The following is a 22,689-nucleotide window of genomic DNA, read 5'->3' on the forward strand; positions in this document are numbered from 1 at the left end:
AGTAGACATTTACGTATGTAATAAACTTAATCCGTTTTTTAGTCTACCAAAAGATAAGCAGAAGGAAAAGAAAAGTGAAGCAGTAATTTTTTACTTTTCTTTCGTAAAAACTATCATGACTTCAAGAAGAATCCCTTTACTTCTAATTTCATTCACTTATATAATAAGACTATGTATTTTGTCGAAGAAAGGAAGAAACAACATGTGGGCACTAATCATTGTACTTGCGGCAATTATTATTTATTCTGTCGTAATGTTTTTTTACCAACGTCGCATTATGAAAACGTTAACGGAAGAAGAATTCCGCAGCGGTTATCGTAAAGCACAGCTAGTTGATATTCGCGAACCAAATGAATTTGAAAACGGACATATTTTAGGAGCAAGAAATATTCCTCTTTCACAGTTCCGTATGCGTATAAAGGAGTTCCGTACTGATCAACCCGTTTATATTTACTGCCAAAGTGGCATGCGAACTGGTCGTGCTGCTCAGCTCTTGCGCAAGCATGGTGTGAAAGAGATTCATGACCTAAAAGGCGGATTCAAAGCTTGGAACGGCAAAATTAAAACAAAAAAATAAACCACAAAAACAGCCCCTTCTTAGATGAAGGGGCTGTTTGTTTTTTAACTTTCTTTTTGATAGCGGAGTACAGGCTTTCTTGCTGCAAGCGTTTCATCCAATCGCTTCACAACCGTCGTATGAGGTGCTTCTTGAACGATTTCCGGATTTTCTTCCACTTCTTTTGCAATTTGAATCATTGCATCAATAAACGCATCAAGCGTCTCTTTTGATTCCGTTTCAGTTGGTTCAATCATCATGCACTCTTCGACAATAAGAGGGAAGTAAATTGTCGGTGGATGATACCCAAAATCAAGCAGTCGCTTCGCAATATCCAGCGTGCGAACACCGAGTTTCTTTTGCCGCTTCCCTGATAAAACAAATTCATGCTTACAATGACGATCAAACGGTAAATCATAATGCTCTGACAATCGTCTCATCATGTAGTTTGCGTTTAATACCGCATTTTCCGTTACCGCTTTTAAACCATCTGGACCCATAGAGCGGATGTACGTATAAGCACGTACGTTAATACCAAAGTTGCCGTAAAACGGTTTAACTCGGCCAATGGACTGTGGGCGATTGTAGTCGAAAGTAAAGCCGCTTTCCGTTTTGACTAGTACCGGTTTTGGTAAAAATGGAATTAAATCTGCTTTTACACCAACTGGACCAGAACCTGGACCACCACCACCGTGTGGACCTGTGAATGTTTTATGAAGGTTTAAATGTACAACGTCAAAGCCCATATCACCTGGTCGTGCTTTGCTTAATACAGCATTTAAGTTCGCTCCGTCATAATAAAGCTTACCACCAGCTGCATGAACGATTTCTGCCATTTCCAAAATATCTTCTTCAAAAAGACCTAACGTATTTGGGTTTGTTAACATAAGAGCTGCTGTTTCTTCGTTTACTACTTTACGAAGATCATCTAAGTCTACCAAACCATGCTCATTAGATTTTACAGTAACTGTTTCAAATCCAGCTACTGTTGCCGAGGCTGGATTTGTACCATGAGCTGAATCAGGAACGATTACTTTCGTACGCTTCGTATCACCGTTTGCTTCATGATAGGCACGAATCATCATTAACCCCGTCCACTCACCATGAGCACCTGCTGCTGGCTGAAGCGTAACTTCATCCATGCCTGTAATCTCTGTTAAGTGCTCCTGCAAATCATACATGAGCTCAAGAGCACCTTGAACCGTTTCTTCATCCTGAAGTGGATGAATATTAGCGAAGCCTGGAATACGGGCTGTATATTCATTAATTTTTGGATTATATTTCATTGTACAAGAACCAAGCGGATAAAAGCCAGAGTCTACTCCATGGTTACGTTTTGAAAGAGCAGTATAGTGACGCATAATGTCTAGCTCAGACACTTCTGGAAGTTCTGGTGCTTCGGTACGTACATATTCTGCTGGCAACACTTCCGTACTGGTTACTTCCGGCACGTCTAGTTCTGGTAATGAATAGCCAACGCGTCCTTCTTTACTCATTTCAAAAATAAGCGATTGATGTTGATTATGCATAAAGATCCCCCAATTCCTTCACAAGTTGGTCGATTTCTTCTTTTGTACGGAGTTCAGTAAAAGCAAGTAGCATGTGATCCTTAAGCTCATGATAGTCTCGGCCTAAATCATAGCCACCAATGATATGCTTCGCTAATAACTTTTGATTTACTTCCTTACTGGGTTGAGGTAGTTTTACAACCAACTCATTGAAAAATGCCCCATTAAAAACAACATCTACTTCGCTTGCTTTTAATGCGTTATATGCATAATGCGTTTTTGATAAATTTTGCGTAGCCATTTCCTTTACCCCTTGCTTTCCTAAGGCAGTCATCGCTACTGAAGCTGCAAGTGCATTTAACGCTTGATTTGAACAAATGTTTGAAGTTGCTTTATCACGGCGAATATGTTGCTCACGTGCTTGAAGCGTTAAGACAAAGCCGCGCTTACCATTTTCATCAATCGTTTGACCAACTAAGCGTCCCGGAATTTTACGCATTAACTTTGTCGTTGTAGCAAAGTAGCCGCAGTGAGGACCACCGAACTGTGTTGGAATACCAAAAGGTTGTGCATCTCCTACAACAATATCAGCACCAAACTGACCTGGAGGAGTTAACAATCCAAGAGATAGTGGATTGCTTGATACAACAAACATTCCTTTTCCTTGATGAGCAATGGCTTCAATTTCTCTTAAAGGTTCTACTTGACCAAAGAAGTTTGGATACTGAACGATGACAGCCGCTACATCATCATCCATGCGCTCCTTCAGCACCGTCAGATCCGTTACGCCGTCTTTGCTTGGTACTTCTACTACTTCAATGTACTGACCTGCTGCGTACGTTTCTAACACAGCTCGTGATTCAGGGTGAACTGTTTCTGAAACTAACACTTTTTTCTTTCTCGTTTGACCTGCACTTAACATGGCTGCCTCAGCAAGTGCTGTACCACCATCGTACATGGATGAATTGGCAACATCCATTCCTGTTAGCTCACAAATCATCGTTTGAAATTCAAAGATAGCCTGCAGCTCTCCTTGCGAAATTTCAGGCTGATATGGTGTATAAGCTGTGTAAAACTCTGAACGCGAAATAACGTGATCAACAATAATTGGCATATAGTGATCATAAACACCTGCTCCTAAAAATGAAGCGTATTCCTTTACGTTCTTATTTTTAGTAGCTAAGTTTGTTAACTCTTTTACTAGCTCAGATTCTGATGCCGCTTTTTTTATATTGTATTCCCCTTGGAAACGAACGCTTTCTGGGATATCTGAAAACAACTCATCCACTGAAGACACGCCAATTGCCTTTAACATTTGCTGCTGATCTTCTGATGTCATTGGTAAATAACGATGTACCATTCTTTTGTCCCCTCTCTTTAATTACCCAACATTATTTTGAACGCTTATAAAAAGGTGTCTTCACGACTTTTGCTTTTAAACGTCTTTTTCGCACTTGCACATACACTTCTGTACCTAGCTCAGCATGTTTAGCATCGATAAGTGCAAGACCAATGTTTTTATTTAAAGTTGGCGATTGTGTGCCTGTTGTAACAAAGCCAATCTCTTCTTCCTCACTAAACACTTCATATCCATGTCGTGGAATTCCTTTATCAATCATTTCAAGCCCAACAAGCTTGCGGTTTGGTCCTTCTTCACGCTGACGCTTTAATACCTCTTTGCCGATAAAATCTTCTTTATCCGTTTTCACTGCGAATCCGATACGTGCTTCAATTGGCGTAATATCTTTTGAAAGCTCTTGACCATATAAAGCTAAAGTTGCTTCAAAACGAAGCGTATCTCGTGCTCCTAATCCACATGGAACTACCTCTTCATTTTTTAAAAGCTCAGTCCAAAGCGTTACTACATCTGATGCAGAACAGTACAGTTCAAAACCATCCTCGCCTGTATAGCCTGTACGTGAAACAAGCGCTCTCACACCTGCTACTTCTACATCATCTTTAAATGTAAATGGTTTCAAGTCAGATAATGATTCATATGTTAATTTCTGCAAAACACCTTGTGCTGCTGGACCTTGCAAAGCTAGTAAAGCAAACTCACTTGAACGATTTACAAGCTCAATATCCTCTGGCTTATGCTGCTGTAGCCATTCGAAGTCTTTTTCAATATTTGCTGCGTTTACAACAAGCAGGTAGTCATCTTCTCCTTTTTGATAAACAAGGAGATCATCCACTGTGCCCCCATCTTCATAGCACATTGCGGTATATAGTGCTTTACCTGGACGTAATACTGAAACATCATTCGTCATAACTTTTTGTAAAAACGCCAAGCTATTTGTCCCTTTTACATCAAACTCTCCCATGTGAGAAACATCGAACAGGCCAGCTTTTGTACGAACCGCATGATGTTCTTCTTTAATAGATGAGAATTGAACTGGAAGAGCCCAACCTCCAAAATCAATAATCTTTCCACCGTACTGTTGATAGACATCGTAAAGTGGTGTTTTGTTTAGCTCAGTCATTTAACATCCTCCTCATATAAGGCCATTTGCTTTGGTTTCGGGGAATCATCGTATCTTTTTTACACATAAAAAAGGACAGAGAACTCCCTGCTGTATAGCAGGAAGTCTCTGTCCTTTTCACCTGAAAGTTTACCCGTTAAATAGGTTTGCCTCGTGGGTGGTCTATTCGAAATAGACGCTCTCCAGAGTTGCGTCCAACAAGAGTCTTTTTGCCTGAGAGATTCACATGTTGTTTGCTCCTTCGGCGCCACTTTAAAGCAGTCTCTCCCCTTGTCATCATTCGCCTCTATAAAGTTTGTAATTTTGGGCATACTACTAAGAAACTATTACTTACACACATCAATAACAAAATAGTTCATTTAGTGACAATCTATTTTCTATTTTAAATTTTCTAAAATATATTTTTATCCTACATGATTCTGTTCAGCAGTTCAATAAAAACTTTCAGAAAGGAGCAAAACTAACGATGAACATCAGTATGAAGAAAGATGAAGCATGGGAATCTACTTTTTTAAATAAACTTGAGCAAGACGGCTCTTGGTCTGATTGGGAAATGTATAAATTAGCATATGAAATCGAGGAGCAAACGTTAATTACTGAATTTGAAGGTCTGCAAGCACCTCGCCATTTAACAGACCTAACCCCGCATCCACACCAGTTAGAAGTAGCTAAAAAAGTGGTAGAAGAAATGAATGGAAAAGCGATTTTAGCTGACGAAGTGGGGCTTGGAAAGACAATTGAAGCAGGACTCATTTTAAAAGAATATATGATTCGTGGTCTTGTGAAAAAAGCCCTTATTCTTGTACCAGCATCACTTGTATCCCAATGGGCAATGGAACTTAACCATAAATTTTTTATTCCTGCTGTTCCACAAAAGAAAACATACGTGTGGGAGCAATGCGACGTAGTAGTATCATCCATTGATACAGCCAAGCGCTCTCCTCATCGCGAAATTGTATTAGAACAAGATTATGACCTTATCATCATCGATGAAGCTCATAAACTAAAAAATAATAAAACAAAAAACTATGAGTTTGTTCAAAGCTTAAAGAAAAAGTTCTGCTTATTATTAACAGCGACACCAATTCAAAATCGAGTAGAAGAGATTTTCAACTTAGTTTCGTTATTAAAACCAGGCCACCTAGGAAACAAAGATTATTTTGCTGATTTATTTTCTGCTAAGAAACGTTCTGTTCAAAATGATGAGTATTTAAAGGAACTCGTTAACAAAGTGATGATTCGAAACCGCAGGCAAGACACAGGTATTGAATGGACAAAACGAATTGTTCAAACCGTTCCTGTTGAGTTTTCATCTGAAGAACGAGAGTTGTATGATCAAATCACTTCATTTAAGCAACATTCAAATTTACCCAGCAGTTCCTTTGCAATTTTAACATTGCAGCGCGAAGCTTGTAGCAGTCGCGAAGCAGTATTTATGACCTTAAAAAGCATGCTTGAACGCCAAGAGGACGAAAACAGTGAAAAAGCTACTCAGATACTTAAACCACTCCTTGAAAAAGTACAAACCGTTCCTCAAAATGCGAAAGCAGAAAAGGTAATTGAATTAATTCAACAGATTAATGATAAAGTCATCATTTTTACGGAATATCGAGCAACTCAGCTTTATTTACAGTGGTATTTAAAACAACACGGTATTACATCTGTTCCGTTTAGGGGTGGATTTAAGCGTGGAAAAAAAGACTGGATGAAACAGCTTTTTGAAAGCCATGCTCAAGTTTTTATCGCAACGGAAGCTGGAGGTGAAGGAATTAACCTTCAATTCTGTCACCATATCATTAACTACGACCTACCTTGGAACCCAATGAGATTAGAGCAACGAATTGGACGCGTTCATAGACTGGGTCAACAGCATGATGTGCACATTTATAATCTAGCAATTGAGAATACAGTCGAAGAACATATTTTAAAGCTACTTTATGAAAAAATAAATTTATTTGAACGTGTTGTTGGTGAGCTCGACGAAATTTTAACCAAACTAGAAATTGATAACATTGAAGATCACATTCAAGATATTCTTCTTCATTCACGAAGTGAAGGAGAAATGAAAATTAAGATGAACAATCTTACATCCATTATTGAATATCACGAAGATGAAGAAGGTGAACAGCATGCAGCAAACTGAAATTCATCAATTTCTCAAAAAATATTTCACGGCACATAACTGTGACTTGACAGAAGACGACCCATCTTATTTGAAGGTTCAGCTTACTATTGAAATGGATAAAGAGCTTATGAACCGACCTTTTTATTGGCATTATATTGAAAAAACAGGCGGGAAACCTAATCCTGCTTCACTTACGTTTATCACCGATCCAACTTATGATGATTCATCTGTACAAGGCGAAAAAATTCACTTTGGCTCACCGCGTTTACATCAAATTTTTGGGTCAGCCCAAAAGTTTGGAGGATTCGTTCACTTATATGAAAAAATGCATTCTCACTCACAATCGCAGCGTTCACTTCAGCCTTGGCTTGCTTTAAATATGAAGGTTTCGTATAAGTGTGACCGAAAAAAAGATGAATTACTATCGCTTGGGTTAAATTTAATTACGGGAGCGATTCTTGATAACTTTCAGCTGATGATGTCCAAACAAAACTTCACGTCAAAGATTCCTGATTATTGCTTTACGCTATCGCCAATTATTCGCCCCAAAAGCGGAATTTCAAGATTATCAGCTTATGTGGAAGATCACATTTCAAAGCAGCCGATGGATTGGGCAAAAAAAGCGCAAGAAAGATGGTATGAAGACCTTGCACTTTTAGATCATTTCTATGAGAATATGGAAGAGCTACCCGAAAGCTATACGACAGAAAAACAGGCTTTACAAGATTTATATGAGCCTGTTATTTTAACGAAAATTGTAAACGGCGGATTGTTTTACTTGTCTGAACAAACTGTTAATCATCACCTTTCACGTCATTTCGTATAAAACATTCTATAAATAAAAAAGGTAAAAAGAGCGCAGGCTACTTTTTACCTTTTTTCGTATTTCGATACCAGATTTGAAATGAAAGAGGAATCATTCCAAACCACCTATTAAAAAACGGATCTCGTGTCTTTTTCTTTTCAATTCGTTTGGTTTTACGAATTTCTTTCGGTTGATCCATATATTGAACAAGCTGCTGCGTTACGTACTTCACGTAGTCGTTTGTTTTCACATCATCATCTCCTACGAACTAGTATATCCTCGCCGAAAAGCTATTAATCAAAAGCAAGAAAACTTTGTGATGATGTAACACATTCTTTCCTGACTAATAATATGATACGTTATATTCTTTTGTAAGAAAGAGGTTGAAACAACTATGAGTCATTCTGAATTTGTTCCTGATAATTCGAATATTAAGAAGACGTCTGGTACACCAAACTTATCGTTTAACTACCAAAACAGCGTATTATTTAAACGAAACACCAACAACATTGCGTATCAAGTAACATCTACACAGCTCCCTGCCATGATCGGTTGAGCTTTTGTAGACTTATATTTAACTAAAGGCTATATGAGAGAACCTCATTGGCACCCAATGCTTGGGAGTTAGATGTGGTGATTTCTGGAGAAGTCGAGGTATCAATTATAGATCCCGATACGAGCACCCTGCATACGTATCGTATTAAAAAAGGAAATGTAGCATTTATCCCAATGGGTTGGTGGCACTGGATTGAACCATTAACAGAAGAAGCTCACCTTCACCTTTTCTTTAATAACGACCAGTTTGAATCAGCAGAAGGTTCAGACATCCTTCGCTTAACACCTCCTGAAGTGTTTCAAAAAGCTTATAATGTCAACGAAAGCCAAATTAAACAAGCATTGGAACCCATTGATGAAACGGTTGTGATTAGACCTCCTTTCACTAACCATTCAAAGCGTAATGTAGAACATCATCATGTAAAAATCAAAATTAATGATAAAGATGTTGAATTTGATGATTAACAACAAAAGACCTTGATTTCTTCATAAACTCAAGGTCTTTTGCTCTATCTCTAAACCCAGGCAATTACCTTACCGCTTTCTCGCTGAAAAGTAATTGTATGAATAAGCTGTCTTTCTTCTTTTGTAGCGCAGCGAACTTGAATAGTCACACTATCCTCTGTCTGCCTTAGTATTTGGTACTTAACGGTTCCTGAATCATAAGTTAGTACCCCATCGCTTTCTTGTGAAAAATTATTTGTTTGAACGTCTGCTTGTAAATCCCGAACTCCTTTTTGCAGTAAATAGTCTAATTCATAGCGCTGATTTACTTCGGCGTAAAACGTACTTTTCGTTACAAAATACACCAACTGGTGGGATAGTAAAAATAAAAATAGCGCACTAAAGGCTAGTACAAAGGGAAGCGCAAAACCCGCTTGGTACGCTTTCCTATCTTTATTCAACATCCATAAATGTTTTAATCGTTGTTTCATGAATTTCACCGTGTTTATATACCACCTTAACATGAAGCAGATTGCTTTCGTATTTGTACTCAATTAACTTCACAAACTGCAAGACAACTTCATGACCACTCTGGTCAACCCTACGCCGAACCTTATCATTAAAAGGTTCATACGTAACTAAAGGCTCTCCATCTATTCGTAATGATAAAATTCTTTCGTTAACGCTAACATGATGCGCTCTTCGATACTCCTTTGTTAACTGCTGAATAAAGATTTCCCATTCCATTTCTGTTGCTAGGTCATCAGGGGCATATTTTTGGTTAGCCAATGACAAGACAGGCGGAATAAAGGATACTATTACAAAGAAAATCGTTAAACTAAGCAACATTTCTACTAATGTAAAACCTTTTTGGTTCCTCATTTTAACGTAGATTCACATCTTTCTATGATTTTCTGATTAGTTCTTTTCCAAGAAACACACCACTTTGGAACCGGTTCTTCTTTGAATACAAGGAGGTATTCAACCCCGTTATACATCCTCTTTTCAGAGAGTAAGTGCTTTTGATCAGCATCCGTCATGACTTTTTCATACAAAAGCGCATCTCCTACATACATTCGCTTCTTATCTTTTTCAGCTTGTATTGCTTGAATATATAAAGGAACAATCACAGCGGTGAGCATAATCAGCGCACTGAATGCTACTAGCATTTCCAGTAATGTGAAGCCTGTTTGATTATTATATTTTCGTAACATAAAAGCGTCCTCTTCCAATTTGGAACGTGACCTTATATGTTTCTTTGTTACTTGAAATAAACAAACTTTTTGCCTGCGAAATATTTCCTTGCTCATTGTATTGAATCGAACTTGTACCACTGCTAAACACAACGCGAATATTCGAATGATAACCTCTTTGCATAATGGGCCTTTCAGCTCCAATCTTAAGCAACAAATATCGGGAGTTGGTTGGCTCAAATGTAAGCCTTGCCGGACGCTGAGTAGTGATGGCTATTTGTTGCGTATAAAAGGTATCTGCTTGAAGTTGTCGTAAAAATGAGGTTAACTGATAGTGGGCCATAAGAGGTTTTAAATTGATGACGATGATTAACACCATAACTTGCACAATGGCTAACACGATTAAGGACTCGATTAGCGTAAAGCCTTTTTGATTCATTTTACGAGTTTCCATCACTCGCTGATACGCGTCCATCCGTACCTATTGTAATTTTCGAACCATTTGGACACACCGTTCCTTCTTTTAAGTATCCTCCGCTTTCAAGCTCGTTTAAAGTAGGCTTTGTTCCGTTTTCAAGCTCATACACCTGCACTTGTGCTTCCACTGTTTTCACTAAAGCCGAGCATCCTTTATTGTTAATAACAGCGTTATGCTTTAATACATTTGGCACCATAATAAGCAATAGCACTGTAATAACTAACATAACAATGAGCATCTCAATTAAAGTAAAACCTTTCTCATTTTTTAACATGTTTGAATCCCCTTTATAAACTCGACATAATTTCTAGCATTGGCATCATGACTGACATATACATAAGTAGAATAACGATACCAATAAAGGCGAACGTAATGGGCTGAACATATTTGAGAATGTGAAAAACCCATTCTTCCATTCTCTCAACCATATATAGGCTGTAGTCGTACAATTCTTTTGCTAAATCCCCATTTTTTTGTCCATGAACAACGACCTCTGCTAAATCTTTTTGATAATAAGGACGTGTTTGTAAAATTTGATTAAGAGATTTTCCAGCGGCAAGTTCTGTTGTGAAAAGCTTAGCTTCTTCTCTAAAAAAAGGATAGTGTTGCTGCAGCTGAAAGAGCGAGAGACACTCATAAATTGATAGTCCACCTTTTAATAAATTACTCGTATGAACCGCGAAAAAATAGGAGTTAAACAGCTTAGTGAACTGCTTCATAAAAGGAATTTTCATCAAAATGTTCATTTTCTTTACAGGAGCAAGCTTTTTTGTACTAATAAGATACAGACCTCCTATTAGCAACAAGGTTCCAGAGATTCCAAGAAGTGCGTGTGGAAAGTAAGACATAGTCGACATAAAGATAAGAAGAAATGGTGATTGTTCGTGTCCCATTGTTTTATAAAGAGACTGAAAATGCGGTAACAAAACGGTGCTTAATATAAATAAAATCCCAAGGATGAAACTTAAAAGTAAAAGTGGATATTGTACTAGCTTTTGAAATCGTTTCTTGTTTTTTATCTTCTCACTTAGCATATGACTACTTTCTTTTAGCGCAAAATGAAGATCTCCATGCTGTTCAGCAAAATAAAGGTAGCTTAATACGTCTCGGTGAAACTTCAGTTTTAGAAGACAGCTGTGCAAAGACTCGCCTTGACGCATTGCCATTAAACAAGCATCCACATCGCTACGCTGCTTCGCTGATAGCTGGAATGCTATAAACGATAAAGCTTGAGATAGCGTATATCCTTTTTCAACAAGCTTCGATAACTGACTTAAAACTTTAGCTTGTTTGGAAAGTCCCCAATGTTTGTTTGATGTCTTTCGTTTAATAAGACCCCCACCCATCTAGCGCATGTGAATACAAATACCCAAGCGCAATACCTTTTCGAATTGCATCTCTTAGTCGTGCATAATCATATTGAAATTCCTTTCCTTTCACTTCATTAATTACTTCGTTTACTTCCCTTCCATATAGAAGCTCATACACGCTAGCCTGTCTATTTAAACGCTCTTTCTTACATAGCGGATGACATCTTCCTTCACAAAAATTACATTTTATTTCGACTAATCGCTGTGCAGCTACGGCTACCAACGTTTGTTCAATTTCTTGAATACTAACACCAAACTCAAGCAATCGATAAATAGAGCCTTTTGTATCTTTCGTATGCATAGTTGTCAGTACTAGATGACCGGTTAAAGCTGCGCGAACCGCAATTTGAGCTGTTTCAGCGTCGCGGATTTCCCCGACCATAATAATATCAGGGTCATGACGTAAAATTGCTTTTAAACCTGTTGCATACGTGATGCCAGCTCGTTCATTCACTTGTACCTGCAGTACTTTTTCACTCTGCTGTTCAATTGGATCTTCAAGCGTAATGACATTTCGATTTAATAAATGGTTGACCTCATGAAGTAACGTATACAAAGTTGTTGTTTTACCGGACCCTGTTGGCCCAGTAAACACAATTAATCCATGTGAATGCTTAAGCAGTGAAATAAGTTTTTTGGTATGATTTTGAAAAAGTGATAAATATTTAAGAGAAGTTGTTTGCGTTTGGGGTAATACACGAATAACGAGACTTTCATCCTGCAATGTAGGTAAAGTGGATAAACGTAGATTAACTTTAATATGATCGATTGTTGTAGACAGTGCACCATTTTGAGGCTTTCGTCTTTCACCAATATCCATGCTCCCTAAAAATTTAAAGTGGGAAATGAGTCGTTCAGATACCTCTTTTGGGAGCGTTTGATGAGCAACCAAATCTTGATCAACTCTTAGCTGAATTATGGCATCTCTAGCTCGAGGGATAATGTGAATATCCGAGCTCTTCATCTCACATGCTTCACGAATCATGCGTGTGGCTAATTGTTCAATTTCATTCAATGAGCATCTCTCCTTATTCTGTCATATTTAAGCATATTTCTTGGTAGTGTTAGTTGAAATTCGACTTATTTAGTGAAATTCCTTCTTTTTTTAAAATTTTTTCTTCCTTTTTAAACGATTGGCTCGGAACTAATTTTTTCATAAAGCACAAAAAAACGATAACGATTTATTTACCTTCAATCGTTATCGCTTATCCATCTACCATAACAACTCTCATCATCCCACCATTGATGAAACCTTTTTTTGCTTTTTTACGAGGTTTTTTAACGCGGATTCATTGTATCCTACTACAAGCTTTTTACCATCTGTTAAAATGGGTCTTCTAAGAAGTCTTGGTTGCTCCATTAACAAATGAACGACTTCCGAAATCGTCATGCTTTCTACATCGACATCTAAATTTTTATATTCTTGACTCCGCTTAGCTAAAATTTCATCAATACCTTCAGTTGTCATTGATAATAATTCAAGCATCTCTTCATAAGTAGGAGTTTCGCGAAAGAGGTGGCGCTGATTGAAATTAACTTCTTGCTTTACAAGCCATTTTTTCGTCTTACGACAAGATGTACAACTTGGATACGTATAAAACATAACTGATTCCATTTTATATCCTCCTGTAAGGTCGTTTAATCAATTTATACACATCGTACATGTTTTGTATAAATATTGTACACTATTTTGTTTTATTTTTATGCTTTTTTTCAAAAAGATTCGCTGAACAAAAAAGATAACGTTTTCATCAAACAATAAATGTACTATAATGGAAAAGAATTACTTATCTTTCTACACAATTTCAACAAGCATGCTTAGATTATATTTACAATTGGATAAATTGTACTTTATAATCAATAATTGACAAGTGGGATAAAGGAGGCAACAAACATGGAACGTATGTACCGTGTAATGGGGTTTTGGACAGGGATCTTTGCAGTCATGTTTTACCTTGGACATATGCCACAAACATCCTTGCTCTTTTTAGCTCAAACAGGTTTTTTTGTCTTACTAAGCTATTTAAAACTATCAGAACGTATGTACATCTATGTGTTTGGTGCTTATTTAACAGTATTCTTTGTAGGGTTTACTTACTGGAGTACATTTATGATGACGCCAGGCGGACAATAATGATAAAAAAGAAGCAGCGATGGATTCATCGCTGCTTCTTTTTTAAAATCCATTTAAAAACGGATTGTGATCCATTTCCTGACCAATTGTTGTTTCTCCACCATGCCCAGATAAAACTAACGTTTCTTCAGGCAGTACCAAAAGCTTTGTATGAATGCTCTTCAGCAACTGTTCATGATTTCCATCATGTAAATCGGTACGCCCAACACTTCCTTCAAACAGTGCATCTCCTGAAATAACTAACTCTGCTTCTTTAAAGTAAAGAGATACGCTCCCTGGCGAGTGACCTGGCGTTTCATATAATTCAAACGAAAATGACCCAATTGTTGTGCTGCCCTCTCCGGCAAACAGCGTCACATCAGATTGAACAGTTACTTCTCCTAGACCAAAAAAAGTGGAACCATTTACTGCTGGGTCTTTTAACCAAGATTTTTCTTTTTTATGAACATATATAGGGATAGAGAAATGTGATGCTACTTCGTCCACTCCACCAATATGATCAAAGTGTGCATGAGTTAATACCACTGCTTGTGGTTTATATTGTTGCTTATGTATGAGTTGATTAAGTTTTTTTCCTTCGCCGCCTGGGTCAACAATTAAGCATTCTTTGTCATCATTCACAAGTAAATAACAGTTTGTTTGTATAGGTCCTAATGGTACGCGATGATATTTCATCAGCAGCGCCTCCTTATCTTTCTCAGTTCATTGTCTCTATGCTTTATCATACACATAAATCTAGGGAAATGAAAACCCTAGAACATTGTTTTGCTAATTTTCCACCTCGACAAATCGTTAGAAAAGTTTTACAATAAAGAAGTTAGAAGTATGTTAGCGCTTTACTTTCAATCCTTACAAATAAGGAGGTTGTTTCATGGGACTAATGATTATATTAGGCTTAACAACATTATTAGGTATTTTTGCCGCTATTTCATCTTTGCGCAATAAAAACTTCCTTGGAGTAGGCTTTGCTGTGGCAACGTTTGCTGTATTTGGTTGGTTTACGGTTATGACTATTTTACATCATGGATATCCAGCAGCTCATTAACGAATGAGTATAAAGAAAAGCGCCTCTTTGATAGGCGCTTTTATTACGATTATATTTTATTTACATGCAAGGATATTCATTGCATTAGCAAGAATTGATTCTGTTTTTGGATATAAAATGTGAAACTGCGATAAAGGAATTGGGTTAATTCCTTTACCAAGTTCAAGCGTGAAGCCTAACTTTCCAGTTTCAAGAATGAACCAATCCTTATACCCCGCGTGACTATCAATTGTTCTCACTGCTCGGTATCCGCTCACTTTCTCAAAATACTCCGCCATCTCTTTCGCTTCCATTGGCTCTTTGTTCATATATCCCCAGTAAAACTCTTCACCTTGGGTATGCAGCGCAATTACACAGTCAAATTGATATCGTTTTGCAACCTGAACCATCGCTTTAGCCTCAGGTTCAGATAAAGGAGCATAGCCAGGGAAATCTCGAAAGTGTGGTGACTTTGGAATTTTACGTTCTCTTTCAATCTCCCAATATGCAGGGAATTGATTATTTAAATCCACCCCTCTAATGTTTGCTTTCCACCCCTGAAAATCATTAACCTCCCTTCCTATATAAGGAATAAACGCTGAGTACGCCTCATGTGCATTAATTCCATCTATAACTAAGTTAACACCGTCTGGATTTACAATTGGTACAATAGATAAAGTAATATTTTCATATAAAAGCTGAGCATCAATTCCAGCAACGCGTTCTCCTCGATAAATGGCTCGTAAATACGTTTCTAGAAATTTCATTAGTGCGTTTGTTGTAATCCACTCGTTCGCATGAAATGAAGCATTTATATGTACAACATGGCTTCCATGACCAATGAGTAGATGTGGAATCTGTTTTCCAAGTACGCTTCTTCCAATACTTTCAATCCTTCCATAAGGGTACTTAGAAATTAATCGATAGAGGTCAGTTATCGTTCGCTCATAGTTATAAGGAATACATTCATTCACAATGGTCATCATATCACGCTCCTCTTTATTATCTATATGTTAAAACTATGATGGAGAATGAACAAAAAAAGAGTTTGGGACATAACAAAATGATTGCTTCTAAAAGACGAACACTAGCTGTTCCCATCTCTTTAGTTTGTCTCAACACGTTCGTTCCATTGCACCCTGTTTCCAACATTGTTTTCACAATCAACCAAAAAAACCTGAACGATTAAAAGTTATGAACTCTCAATCGTTCAGGTATAGTAAGGACTGAACTACTTATGTCTCAGTCTCTTTTTTCTTATTTCTTATCAGTTTCTTCTTGCTTTTTATCTGGACGATAAGTTGTTCCATCATAGAAACGTAGAAGATCTCCATATACAATCTGGTCGGAGTAATCTAACTCTTGCTTTGCTTTTTCCATATAAGGTTCACAGTTACTTCTATCTGTTTCCTGCTCAGTAGACTTATCGTAACATTTATCACTAGTATACACGTACTTATCTGTAATAAAACTTCCGTCACGAAGGACAGTAAAGTCTAACTTATCCTCGGAAAACATATCTGTTCCAAATTGAACGTGATTATCCGTAGTTATACCTAATAAGTGTAAAATAGTTGGTTTTAAATCAACTTGGCCTGAAACTTTTGAGATTGTTTTATTATCAGTTTCTCCAGGAATATGAATCGCCATAGGCACTCGCTGTAGCTGTGTCCATACATAAGGTGTTACTTCTTTTCCTAGATATTTTTCCATTGCTGCGTTATGGTTTTGTGAAATACCATAGTGGTCACCATATACAACGATAATTGAATCCTCATACAATCCTTCGTCTTTTAACTTTTGAATAAATTGTTTAAACGCTTCATCTTGATAACGTAATGTTGGGAAGTAGCGATTTAACGTGCGACTGTTTGAATCATACTCATCAACCATTCGATCTTCTTCATCTAGCTCAAATGGGAAGTGGTTTGTTAACGTAATGAATTTTGAATAAAAAGGCTGTGGTAATGTTTTCATGTGTTCCACAGATTGTTCAAAGAATTCTTTGTCCTTTAAGCCCCATCCTACAGAATTTTCATCTGTTACGTTGTAATCATTAATATTAAAGAATCGATCGTAACCAAAGTTAGGGTATACAATATCTCGGTTCCAGAAGCTACTGTTATTTGCGTGGAAAACAGCAGAGTAGTAACCTTCTTCTTTTAATATTTCAGGCGTTGCATTAAATTCATTAGTTCCATGCGTAAAGAATACCGATCCACGCCCTAGTGGGTACAGTGAATTGTCTAATAAGAACTCACTATCAGCAGTCTTTCCTTGTCCTGTTTGGTGATAGAAATTATCAAAGTAATAGCTCTCTTCAATAAAGTCATTCAAAAACGGCGTAACTTCTTCACCGTTTATCGTATTATTTACAACAAAACTTTGAGTAGACTCTAGTGAAACAACAATTACGTTTTTCCCTTTTGCTTTTCCAAACATATCAGGGTTTGGCTCTTTTTGATTTGCTTTTAAATAATTTTCTGTTTCAACAAATTCGCTACTATCAGCAAATGCTCGTTGGGCTTTTGTCTTTGACTGCAGTACAATATCGTAAATATGATAGTTGTACGTACCGATATTTTTCACCAGCATTTCACGATCAAATGCACGAGTTAATAGTTCTGGACGTTCTGTTTCAGCTAAAGCCAAGTTTGAAATAAATACGGCCACCACTGCAATATAAAAAGCAAACCTTGTTTTACGAGTAGTCGGCTCGTCTACTTTATTGTTTGCTTTAAATAAAGAAGCAAGGACTGCTAGGAAAATTACGTCTACGAACATTAAAACATCCGTAAATTTAAACAACTCAAACGCACTATTTCCTAAGTCTCCCATGTTACTTGTTTGAAAAAGAACGGGTAACGTTAAGAAATCATTAAAGAAACGATAGAACATTACGTTTGCAAATAAAATAAAGGAAACTATGAAACTAGTAGTTAAAACGTAAGCCTTAGCTCCTTTACGTGTTTTAAAGAATAAACCTGCCCCTAGAATAAGCAATAAAAAGCTCAGTGGGTTTATAAACAATAGAAACTCTTGTGTCGAATTCTCAATTGTAATATCAAACTGTGTTTTATAAACAATATATGTTTTTATCCAAAGCAAAACGACAGCAGTAAGAATAAACGACAACTTTGACAATGAAATTTTGTCTTTCATCAAGGACCTCCTTATCCACTGTTTTCAGACACCGTAAATGTCATATAACGACCCTAATCTTAATGTTTTTTTTACAAAAAAGCAAATAATTTATAACATATTACCTTTATAATTGAAATGTTATAATCAGATTAGATACTTCTCTTTTTCTACGTTTTTTCTTCTAAAAAGTTTCAAAAAACATAATTAAGATAATTTACCAAAGAGATAAGATAATCCTTCTTTTATTTTACATAAAAAAGAGAGTGGTAGAACCGTCTACCATTCTCTTTTTTTAGTTTACGCCTATTTATACATATGTTTTAACTAACCATGCCCCACCAATAATTCCTGCATCATTACCAAGTGTAGCAATTGCCAACTCTGCTCCTTCAGCTACTCTTGGGAACGCAAACTTTTTAAAGTAAGACTTCACTGGATCGAGCAACACATCTCCTGCACGTGATACACCGCCTCCAAGGACAATTTTCTCGGGGTTCAATGCGTTAGCCGAATTTGCAAGTGCTAGTCCTAAATGAAACGCCACTTTGTCAACCACTTCTCCAGCTAATTCATCGTTTGCACGGGCAGCATCAAAAACGTCTTTAGCAGTAATTTGATCATGCTCATCTAGAAGTGTACGAAGGGTGCTTGACTTATCCGTATTCACCACTGCTTCCATCGCTAATCGAACAACACCTGTTGCAGAAGCAATTGTTTCTAAACAGCCTGTTTTCCCACAGTTACATGGCGCTCCACCCTCAGGCACCGATGTAATATGTCCAATTTCACCAGCCGCACCGTTTACTCCTTGAACGATTTCACCGTTTGCAATAACCCCTCCTCCTACACCTGTTCCAAGCGTTACGCATAGTAAATCTTTCGCTCCGTCTCCTGCACCTTTCCACATTTCACCAATTGCCGCAATGTTTGCATCATTGTCCACTACTACAGGCAAAGAAGTTTCCACTTCTAGAATATCTTTAATAGGGAATTTTTCCCACCCTAAGTTAACTGCTACTTCAATCGAACCGTTTGCAAAATTCACTGGACCTGGAGCACCGATACCAATCCCCATAAGTTTCGACTTGCTTTCTCCTAAGTTCACGACTTCTTTGTCGATTGCTTTTGCAATATCCGTTGGGATTTTTCGCCCCTGTTCGCTAATATCCGTTGGAATTTCCCATTTATGAATCACTTCTCCGTATTGATTAACAAAAGCCATCTTAATTGTTGTACCGCCTAAGTCAACACCAACTAACCATTTATCATCCATTTTTTTACTCATCCTTTTTCCTTTTGTTTTTGTAATTCTTGTCTAAGCAATAAAATTGCCATTTGATAATCTTGTGTTTCAATCAACTTTGATTGATATAGCTCTCGTATCTCTGTTTCCATTAACTCTATATCAGCTTGACGATTACCAATATATATAACAATTCCAAACGATTTTAAAAGTTGTTGCACATCGTATAACGTGTTCATCTCTTCACCTGCATATAGTCATAAAATAATGAGACCATTTAATCCTATCTAGTTTATTTTAGTAAACGTTCTCACAATAGTAAAGCAGAAAATCTTAAGTACTCTGTCTATTTTTATCAATTTAATTTCCGTTGTAAATCTTGATATTCTTTGTTAGCTGGTTCTATTTCTAATGCCTTTTCTACGTTTTCCTTTGCTTCATCCACATGATTTAACTCTGCATTCAATAGAGCTAAGTAGTAGTAGCCTTCATGAAAGTTAGAGTCTAACCTCACAGATTCTTTTAGCTCTTGTTCCGCTCGTTCATATTCTTTTAGTTCAGTGTAAGCATATCCTCTTAAATAGTAAATCAATGCATTGTTTGTATCCCGTTCTACAAAGCTATCTAACGATTTAATTGCTACTTCATATTTTTTTTGTTTAATATACTCGCTTGCTAAGCTGAGAGCGTAGGGCTCGTCTGCTGTTGTTGTTCGAATAGAAAAACCATAGTATAACAAGCCCAGTACGAGCAATACGGTTGATACAAATGCTGGTATCTGTACGTATAACTTTGGTTTTTTCGGCAAACTAACAATGCTGGCAGCTAAGAATCCACCAACAAGCCCACCGATATGTCCTGCATTATCAATTCCTGGTACTACTAAACCAAAGATAAGGTTAATGACGATAAGAGCTAACACATTATAACCAATTGTCCGAAAGAAGACTCTTGGATTTGTACGTGCTAAAAAAAGTAGCGCACCAAAGCAGCCAAATATTGCGCCTGAAGCTCCTGCTGATAAGTTTGAAGTCCATACAAAGCTTCCTAAAACGCCTGCAAAGCCTGCTGCTATATAGATGAACAAAAAGCGTGCGCTACCATACATTCTTTCTACTAACGTTCCTAAATAATAAAGAGCTAAGCTGTTCATTAATAGATGAAAAACACCAATATGTATAATGATTGGCGTAAAGAAACGCCACCACTCTCCCTCTAAAATAAGAGGATTGTACTTTGCACCATACTCAATGAGAGTTAACGGATCTTCGCTACTTCCTTTCCACTCTAAAAATAGAAACATTAAAATTTGAGCAACAAGAAAAATGTATGTAAAGAAAGGCTTTCCATATTGAAACAACCTCTCTTCTTCTTTACGCTCTGTATTCATCTGACTTAACACTTCATAGCGTATTTGATGAGCTTGATGAAGAAATTGTTCTTCTGAATACCCTTCAACATTTGGTACTGCTAAGTCTAAATGTGAAAATAGCGACTCTATTTCATAAACTTGCTCTCCCACATACCTTTCTAATTTCACCTTCACCTTTTTTAACTGAAGATCTTTTTGCTCTCTTCCATCGTATTGCAAAGGTTCAAAATCTATTATGTATATATTATGAAAGATTATTCTACGCTGAAACCGTTGCTTTCGTAGTCCCTCAGCACGCTCGAACGCTAGCACTTGATCTTTTTGAAGATCGTTCTCCCAGCTAAAGCTTTTACGCGCCACTCGAAACGTTGTTTTTTCACCGTGTACTTTACAATCAAACCACACTTCTGTTCCATCACGATTCGTATGTATAATCGAACATTCTTTATTATGTTGTACTGCATGAACCAAGGACCAATAATAATAATCTTGCATGGCTGACATCCATTATGCACTCCCTATTATTTTCTCTTTATTACCATCGCAAAAAAACCTTAAAAAATCAATCTTTTCTCTGCATAATAAAAGCACTTTATAAGTGGACTTATAAAGTGCTTTTATTATGCGTTGCATTTAGCGAAACACTTGATTCATTAAACGCTCCCGCACGTAAGGCATATTAAAAAATGAACGAACTGCTAAGCTACGTAAAAACGAATTACGAAAAAACACGTTAACTAAACGATATCTTATTTGATATACAACATAACCGATTAAAAGTACACTAAGCCATCCTATAAAACGTTTCATTTCGCTAAACCTCCTTACGATTTAGCATGCACAGTTTAACCTACTTTATCCCGTGGCTTTACATAAGATAAAAAAAATCCCTCCAAGAATTGTAGCAAACATAACGGATAACAAGTTAACAGCGTCATTATTGCAGTAATTCCATCCCTTTTCATAAAGAGTTGGAATCCCACAGTGCTGTTCTTTTTCAGTTTGCAAAAAACAGACCGAACAGCGGTATCTTAGCTGAATTGTCGCTCCTAAAAACGTATCAATAAGGTTTCCTAAAAAGCCAAGCATACTAATAAATAAGCACTCTATAATTGATAACTCGGGAAAAGCATAGAAAGCAGTAGCTGCAATAATCAAAGATCCACCGATACCCGCTACTGTTCCAAGTATCGAAATGGCTCCTGACGTTCCTGGATCTACCTGTTTAAAGGTTAAAATAAAGACTGGTTTTTTTTTACTTAATACGCCAATTTCAGAAGCCCACGTATCGGCATTAGCCGCTGCTAAACTAACGGCAAACATCATTAAAAAGACGTGAGATTCAAAGCTAAAGAATAAAAGAGCACTCAGCGCTGCAACCCCACCATTTGCAGCTACCTGTATATGATCACGCTGATCATGCTTAGCTACTTTTTCTTCCACTAGTTTCTTTTTGACTTTTTTATATTGACTAAAAAACGTAGATGTTCCAAAAAACATCCCTAACAGTAATAGACCTTTTAATTCAAAACCAATATAAATGCTAATACCAACAGCAGCAGCCATAATGGCACCTGACCTTGACAAAACACGAAGTACATATCCTATAAAGGATACAAAACAAATGATTACATAAATAAGAAAACTATTTATGAGCACAATGTATAATCTCCTCATCTGTAATAATAGCGTCCACCGGGATATCATGGGATTCAACTGGTACACGTTGTACGATTTGTTCATGAAAAGCCAAGCTTACCTTCATTTGTTCATAATCGACGAGAAAGCGATCATAATAGCCTCCTCCATATCCAATTCGATAACCATTTGAACTAAATACGACACCTGGTACAAGAATGAGATCAATTTCACTCTTTTTAATAAGCTCTGTTTGTAATTCAATTGGTTCCTGCAAATTAAAATATACAACTTCTAGCTGAGAGAAAGATGTAATTTTCCGAAAAATCATTTCATTTTGCTCGGAAATGCACTTTGGAACAGCGATAGTTTTTCCTTGAGACCAAGCTGTTTCAATTAGTCGTTTTGTATCTACTTCTTGTCCTCTAGAAATCGTTATTGCAATTACATCAGCATCTTTCCACCAGGTAGTATCTAAGAGCCGCTTTGTAATCAACATGGATTTTGCATTGTATGTACCTGCTGTCGATAAGCTTAATAACGTCTGCTTCATTTTACGTCGCATGTCCGCTTTATTCATCTTTCCACTCCTCACACTGATATTTATATAAAAAAAACAG

The 22,689-nt window shown here is 37.0% G+C and carries 26 protein-coding genes, 1 pseudogene and 2 riboswitches; of the genes and pseudogenes, 6 read left to right on the plus strand and 21 right to left on the minus strand.

Annotation, left to right across the window (positions count from 1 at the left end):
- Positions 1–202: 202 nt before the first annotated feature.
- The gene (locus tag MKZ18_RS16770; RefSeq protein ID WP_025911539.1) at positions 203–577 is read left to right on the plus strand and encodes a rhodanese-like domain-containing protein; all 375 of its coding nucleotides are present in this window, start codon (positions 203–205) and stop codon (positions 575–577) included.
- A gap of 44 nt (positions 578–621) precedes the next feature.
- Here MKZ18_RS16770 and gcvPB read toward each other — a convergent pair whose 3' ends face one another.
- Genes gcvPB through gcvT form a run of 3 tightly spaced genes read right to left on the minus strand, consistent with a single transcriptional unit; the run spans position 622 to position 4,544 of the window.
- On the minus strand, positions 622–2,085 hold the full coding sequence (gene gcvPB / locus MKZ18_RS16775) for an aminomethyl-transferring glycine dehydrogenase subunit GcvPB (protein ID WP_025911541.1): 1,464 nt from the start codon (positions 2,083–2,085) through the stop codon (positions 622–624).
- A complete protein-coding gene (gene gcvPA / locus MKZ18_RS16780; protein ID WP_061784680.1) occupies positions 2,078–3,424 on the minus strand; it encodes an aminomethyl-transferring glycine dehydrogenase subunit GcvPA in 1,347 nt (448 codons plus the stop codon). The genes gcvPB and gcvPA overlap by 8 nt, the downstream gene beginning before the upstream one ends.
- A 31-nt stretch (positions 3,425–3,455) precedes the next feature.
- Positions 3,456–4,544: a glycine cleavage system aminomethyltransferase GcvT gene (gcvT, locus tag MKZ18_RS16785; protein ID WP_144594225.1), complete on the minus strand. Its 1,089-nt coding sequence runs from the start codon at positions 4,542–4,544 to the stop codon at positions 3,456–3,458.
- Between the two features lie 106 nt (positions 4,545–4,650).
- Positions 4,651–4,732: riboswitch (glycine riboswitch) on the minus strand.
- Between the two features lie 3 nt (positions 4,733–4,735).
- Positions 4,736–4,824, minus strand: a riboswitch (glycine riboswitch).
- A 186-nt stretch (positions 4,825–5,010) separates the two neighbouring features.
- Here gcvT and MKZ18_RS16790 point away from each other — a divergent pair.
- Positions 5,011–6,687 carry a DEAD/DEAH box helicase gene (locus MKZ18_RS16790; RefSeq protein WP_144594223.1) on the plus strand — a complete coding sequence of 559 codons (1,677 nt, stop codon included), beginning with the start codon at positions 5,011–5,013 and terminating at the stop codon, positions 6,685–6,687.
- On the plus strand, positions 6,674–7,495 hold the full coding sequence (locus MKZ18_RS16795) for a YqhG family protein (RefSeq protein ID WP_025911547.1): 822 nt from the start codon (positions 6,674–6,676) through the stop codon (positions 7,493–7,495). The genes MKZ18_RS16790 and MKZ18_RS16795 overlap by 14 nt, the downstream gene beginning before the upstream one ends.
- Before the next feature lie 37 nt (positions 7,496–7,532).
- On the opposite strand, the gene MKZ18_RS16800 is transcribed toward MKZ18_RS16795, so the two are convergent.
- Positions 7,533–7,724 (minus strand): YqzE family protein, encoded by a 192-nt coding sequence (locus MKZ18_RS16800; RefSeq protein ID WP_025911548.1) that lies wholly within the window; start codon positions 7,722–7,724, stop codon positions 7,533–7,535.
- A 144-nt stretch (positions 7,725–7,868) separates the two neighbouring features.
- Here MKZ18_RS16800 and MKZ18_RS16805 point away from each other — a divergent pair.
- A pseudogene (locus MKZ18_RS16805) lies at positions 7,869–8,494 on the plus strand (cupin domain-containing protein).
- 50 nt (positions 8,495–8,544) lie between these two features.
- Here MKZ18_RS16805 and comGG read toward each other — a convergent pair.
- The 8 genes from comGG to MKZ18_RS16845 form a co-directional block, all read right to left on the minus strand.
- The gene (comGG, locus tag MKZ18_RS16810; protein ID WP_061784683.1) at positions 8,545–8,964 is read right to left on the minus strand and encodes a competence type IV pilus minor pilin ComGG; all 420 of its coding nucleotides are present in this window, start codon (positions 8,962–8,964) and stop codon (positions 8,545–8,547) included.
- Complete coding sequence (comGF, locus tag MKZ18_RS16815; RefSeq protein ID WP_025911552.1) at positions 8,927–9,355, minus strand: competence type IV pilus minor pilin ComGF; 429 nt, start codon at positions 9,353–9,355, stop codon at positions 8,927–8,929. The genes comGG and comGF overlap by 38 nt, the downstream gene beginning before the upstream one ends.
- Positions 9,352–9,687 (minus strand): type II secretion system protein, encoded by a 336-nt coding sequence (locus MKZ18_RS16820; RefSeq protein ID WP_025911553.1) that lies wholly within the window; start codon positions 9,685–9,687, stop codon positions 9,352–9,354. The genes comGF and MKZ18_RS16820 overlap by 4 nt, the downstream gene beginning before the upstream one ends.
- The gene (gene comGD / locus MKZ18_RS16825) at positions 9,671–10,105 is read right to left on the minus strand and encodes a competence type IV pilus minor pilin ComGD (protein ID WP_061784684.1); all 435 of its coding nucleotides are present in this window, start codon (positions 10,103–10,105) and stop codon (positions 9,671–9,673) included. Before comGD ends, MKZ18_RS16820 begins: the two co-directional genes overlap by 17 nt.
- A 1-nt stretch (position 10,106) precedes the next feature.
- Positions 10,107–10,418 carry a competence type IV pilus major pilin ComGC gene (comGC, locus tag MKZ18_RS16830; protein ID WP_025911556.1) on the minus strand — a complete coding sequence of 104 codons (312 nt, stop codon included), beginning with the start codon at positions 10,416–10,418 and terminating at the stop codon, positions 10,107–10,109.
- 13 nt (positions 10,419–10,431) lie between these two features.
- Positions 10,432–11,490 carry a competence type IV pilus assembly protein ComGB gene (gene comGB / locus MKZ18_RS16835; protein ID WP_025911558.1) on the minus strand — a complete coding sequence of 353 codons (1,059 nt, stop codon included), beginning with the start codon at positions 11,488–11,490 and terminating at the stop codon, positions 10,432–10,434.
- Entirely contained in the window at positions 11,471–12,529 is a 1,059-nt protein-coding gene (gene comGA, locus MKZ18_RS16840) for a competence type IV pilus ATPase ComGA (RefSeq protein WP_025911559.1), read from the minus strand. Before comGA ends, comGB begins: the two co-directional genes overlap by 20 nt.
- Positions 12,530–12,745: 216 nt before the next feature.
- Positions 12,746–13,129 (minus strand): Spx/MgsR family RNA polymerase-binding regulatory protein, encoded by a 384-nt coding sequence (locus MKZ18_RS16845; protein WP_061784685.1) that lies wholly within the window; start codon positions 13,127–13,129, stop codon positions 12,746–12,748.
- Between the two features lie 279 nt (positions 13,130–13,408).
- On the opposite strand from MKZ18_RS16845, the gene MKZ18_RS16850 reads away from it, so the two are divergent.
- The gene (locus MKZ18_RS16850; protein ID WP_025911561.1) at positions 13,409–13,648 is read left to right on the plus strand and encodes a DUF2626 domain-containing protein; all 240 of its coding nucleotides are present in this window, start codon (positions 13,409–13,411) and stop codon (positions 13,646–13,648) included.
- 42 nt (positions 13,649–13,690) lie between these two features.
- On the opposite strand, the gene MKZ18_RS16855 is transcribed toward MKZ18_RS16850, so the two are convergent.
- Complete coding sequence (locus tag MKZ18_RS16855; protein ID WP_025911563.1) at positions 13,691–14,323, minus strand: MBL fold metallo-hydrolase; 633 nt, start codon at positions 14,321–14,323, stop codon at positions 13,691–13,693.
- Positions 14,324–14,519: 196 nt separating this feature from the next.
- On the opposite strand from MKZ18_RS16855, the gene MKZ18_RS16860 reads away from it, so the two are divergent.
- A complete protein-coding gene (locus tag MKZ18_RS16860; RefSeq protein WP_025911564.1) occupies positions 14,520–14,693 on the plus strand; it encodes a DUF2759 domain-containing protein in 174 nt (57 codons plus the stop codon).
- A gap of 56 nt (positions 14,694–14,749) precedes the next feature.
- On the opposite strand, the gene MKZ18_RS16865 is transcribed toward MKZ18_RS16860, so the two are convergent.
- The 8 genes from MKZ18_RS16865 to MKZ18_RS16900 form a co-directional block, all read right to left on the minus strand.
- Entirely contained in the window at positions 14,750–15,658 is a 909-nt protein-coding gene (locus tag MKZ18_RS16865) for a M14 family metallopeptidase (protein WP_231882726.1), read from the minus strand.
- Positions 15,659–15,929: 271 nt separating this feature from the next.
- Positions 15,930–17,834, minus strand: a complete 1,905-nt coding sequence (locus MKZ18_RS16870) for an LTA synthase family protein (RefSeq protein ID WP_163070575.1) — start codon at positions 17,832–17,834, stop codon at positions 15,930–15,932.
- A gap of 289 nt (positions 17,835–18,123) precedes the next feature.
- Positions 18,124–19,089, minus strand: coding sequence for an ROK family glucokinase (locus MKZ18_RS16875; RefSeq protein WP_025911568.1), 966 nt, complete (start codon positions 19,087–19,089; stop codon positions 18,124–18,126).
- A gap of 8 nt (positions 19,090–19,097) precedes the next feature.
- The gene (locus tag MKZ18_RS16880; RefSeq protein ID WP_025911569.1) at positions 19,098–19,298 is read right to left on the minus strand and encodes a YqgQ family protein; all 201 of its coding nucleotides are present in this window, start codon (positions 19,296–19,298) and stop codon (positions 19,098–19,100) included.
- A 116-nt stretch (positions 19,299–19,414) separates the two neighbouring features.
- The gene (locus tag MKZ18_RS16885) at positions 19,415–20,935 is read right to left on the minus strand and encodes a rhomboid family protein (RefSeq protein ID WP_061785788.1); all 1,521 of its coding nucleotides are present in this window, start codon (positions 20,933–20,935) and stop codon (positions 19,415–19,417) included.
- A gap of 129 nt (positions 20,936–21,064) precedes the next feature.
- Positions 21,065–21,241, minus strand: coding sequence for a hypothetical protein (locus MKZ18_RS16890; RefSeq protein WP_167556106.1), 177 nt, complete (start codon positions 21,239–21,241; stop codon positions 21,065–21,067).
- Between the two features lie 45 nt (positions 21,242–21,286).
- Positions 21,287–22,090 (minus strand): DUF92 domain-containing protein, encoded by an 804-nt coding sequence (locus MKZ18_RS16895; RefSeq protein WP_235932314.1) that lies wholly within the window; start codon positions 22,088–22,090, stop codon positions 21,287–21,289.
- Entirely contained in the window at positions 22,077–22,649 is a 573-nt protein-coding gene (locus tag MKZ18_RS16900; protein WP_061785789.1) for a 5-formyltetrahydrofolate cyclo-ligase, read from the minus strand. The genes MKZ18_RS16895 and MKZ18_RS16900 overlap by 14 nt, the downstream gene beginning before the upstream one ends.
- Between the last annotated feature and the right edge of the window lie 40 nt (positions 22,650–22,689).

The sequence above is a fragment of the Priestia sp. FSL W8-0001 genome, assembly GCF_038050335.1.
Lineage (GTDB): Bacteria > Bacillota > Bacilli > Bacillales > Bacillaceae_H > Priestia > Priestia flexa.